The following is a 2,982-nucleotide window of genomic DNA, read 5'->3' on the forward strand; positions in this document are numbered from 1 at the left end:
GGACGGCGGTGATCCGTCGCGTGACACGGCGATCCGCGATGCGGTGCTGATGCAGGCCGCGCCGTTCGACAAGCCGCCGGTGACGCTGGCGCAGCTGGGCTCGCGCTATGCCGGTATCACCTGGGGCCGTGGCGACCTGGCATTGCTGGACGAATCGTGGTGGAAGACCCGCCAGGTCAAGCAGTGGAAGATCGCCCCGGACCATCCCGAACAGGCCCCGGTGCTGCTGTCGGCGCGTTCGGACGATGACCGCTATGGCGATCCGGGCGAGCCGGTGCTGCAGGCCGATGCGGCCGGCCGCTCGCGGCTGCAGCTCAGCGCCGATGGCAACAGTTTCTACCGCATCGGTGCCGGCGCCTCGGCCGAGGGCGATCGCCCGTTCCTGGACAAGGTGGACCTGCATAGCGGCAAGGCCGAGCGTCTGTTCCACTCGCAGGCGCCGTACTACGAGATGCCGCTGGCGCTGATCGACGGTGAAAGCCCGCGTGTGCTGAGCTACCGCGAATCCAACGACGTGCCGGCCAACCTGTTCGCCCGTGGCCTGGACGCCGATGCCACGCCGCGGCAGCTGACCCGCTTCGCGCACCCGCTGCCGGCCCTGCGGGGGGTGAAGAAGGAGCAGATCCGCTACCAGCGCAACGACGGGGTGGCACTGACCGGCGACCTGCTGCTGCCGCCGGGCTACGACCCGAAGAAGGATGGCCCGCGGCCGCTGCTGATGTGGGCCTACCCGGCCGAGTTCAAATCGGCTGAGGACGCCAGCCAGGTCACCGGCTCGCCGCACCGCTTCAACGCGGTCAGCTACTGGGGGCCGCAGGCGTTCCTGGCCAAGGGCTACGTGGTGCTCAGCGCACCGACCATGCCGATCATCGGCGAGGGCGATGCCGAACCCAACGACACCTATATCGAGCAGCTGGTCGCCAGCGCGCAGGCGGCGGTGGACGAGGTGGTCAAACGCGGTGTCGCCGATCGCGAACGCATCGCTGTCGGTGGGCATTCCTATGGCGCGTTCATGACCGCCAATCTGCTCGCGCACACGCGCCTGTTCAAGGCCGGTATCGCTCGCTCGGGCGCCTACAACCGTACGCTGACCCCGTTCGGTTTCCAAGCCGAAGAGCGCAACTACTGGCAGGCGCAGGAGGTGTATCTGAAGATGTCGCCGTTCAACTACGCGCAACAGATCAAGGACCCGATCCTGTTCATCCATGGGGCCGAGGACAACAACTCCGGCACCTTCCCGCTGCAGAGCGAGCGCATGTTCGCCGCGGTGAAGGGGCTGGGTGGCACCTCGCGGCTGGTGATGCTGCCCAACGAATCGCACGCCTACCGCGCGCGCGAATCGATCATGACCATGCTGGCGGAAAGCGAGGAGTTGCTGGACAAGTGGCTGGCCGCGCCGGCCAGTACCGGTGGCAAGAAACGCTGACGTTCCAGCGACAGGGTATGTCCACAACGGGGCGCTTGCGCCCCGTTGTGCTGTCTGCCGGGACAGTGGCTGGACAAGGTGCAGATGCAACTGTTTCAGCCATGATGCACTGCAAAAACCGGTGATTTTTTGGGGTAGGCTTGGGGCGTTTCCGCTCTCAAGGCTCCACGTCCCAGGATGAACGAGTACCGCAGCAGCGTTGTCTTCGCCACCCCCGATCTGCCGTTGCGCGACGATGTGCGCCGCCTCGGTGCCCTGGTCGGCGACCTTCTGTCCGAGCAGGTATCGCCGGACTTTCTTGATGAAGTGGAAGCGGTGCGCACGGCGGCGATCGCGCGTCGTGAAAGCCAGGGCCCGCTGGCAACACTGAGCACGCAGCTGGAGGGCCGCGCACCGCGCGAGGCCGAGGCGCTGGTACGTGCGTTCAGTACCTACTTCCAGGTGGTGAACATCGCCGAGCGCGTACACCGCATCCGCCGCCGCCGCGACTACCAGCGTGCCGGCACCAAGCGTCCGCAGCCCGATGGCCTGCACGATGCGCTGCTGCAGCTCAAGGCGCAGGGCGTGTCGCTGGAGGAGCTGGCGCAGTGGTTGCCGCGGATCGATATCGAGCCGGTGTTCACCGCGCATCCGACCGAGGCGGTGCGCCGCGCGCTGCTGGAAAAAGAACAGCTGATGGTGGCCGCGCTGGTGGACAACCTCGATGGCCAGCGCACGCCCGGCGAGCAGGCCGCCGATGCCGCGCGCTTCCGCATGGCGCTGACCGCCTCGTGGCAGACCGCCGATTCCTCGCCGGTGCGGCCGAGCGTGGATGACGAGCGCGAGCATGTCGGCTTCTATCTCACCCGGGTGTTGTACCGGGTGATGCCGGTGTTCTACGAATCCCTGGAACAGGCGCTGCTGGACACCTGGGGCCGCACGGTGCCGCTGCCGCGGCTGGTGCGCTTCGGCACCTGGGTCGGCGGCGATATGGACGGCAATCCCAATGTGGATGCGACCACCATCACCGCCACCTTGAACGCGCAGCGCAGCGCCGTGCTCGGCCTGTATCTGAAGGACATGCTGGCGCTGGCCAGCCTGCTCAGCCAGTCCACCGACTTGGTCGGCGTCAGCGCCGACGTGCTGGCCCGTGTCGAGCAGTACCGCCAGCTGCTGCCGCAGGTGCAGTCGCGCCCGCGCCATGCCGACATGCCGTACCGGCTGCTCAACGACCGCATGCGGGCGCGGCTGCAGGCCACGCTGGAAGATGCACCCGGCGCCTATGCGTCGCCGGCGGAATTTGCCGCCGACCTGCAGCTGATCCTGGATAGTCTGGAGGCCAACAAGGGCAAGCACGCCGGCTGGTTCTCGGTGCGCCGGCTGCTGTGGCGGGTGCGCACCTTCGGCTTCCATCTGGCTCGGCTGGATGTGCGCCAGGAATCGAGCGTGCATGCGCGCGCGCTGGCCGACGTGCTCGGTGGTCAAGACCGTTTCGATGCGCTGGACGATGCCGCGCGCGCGGCGCTGCTCTCGCCGTATGCGGCTGGCAGTGCCTCACTGGAGCGCGGCGGTGATGA

Annotated in this window: 2 protein-coding genes; both read left to right on the forward strand. The window is 67.6% G+C overall.

Translation table 11 applies throughout. The annotated features are described in order from the left end of the window. Window positions 1-1,426: alpha/beta hydrolase family protein (locus JCM9942_RS13080; RefSeq protein WP_157722921.1), on the forward strand; the 1,426-nt coding region annotated here is incomplete at its 5' end. Between the two features lie 177 nt (window positions 1,427-1,603). Further along, the coding region (locus tag JCM9942_RS13085) for a phosphoenolpyruvate carboxylase (RefSeq protein ID WP_157722922.1) at window positions 1,604-2,982 on the forward strand (1,379 nt) is incomplete at its 3' end.

The sequence above is a fragment of the Stenotrophomonas pictorum JCM 9942 genome (assembly GCF_001310775.1).
Classification (GTDB): Bacteria; Pseudomonadota; Gammaproteobacteria; order Xanthomonadales; family Xanthomonadaceae; genus Stenotrophomonas; species Stenotrophomonas pictorum.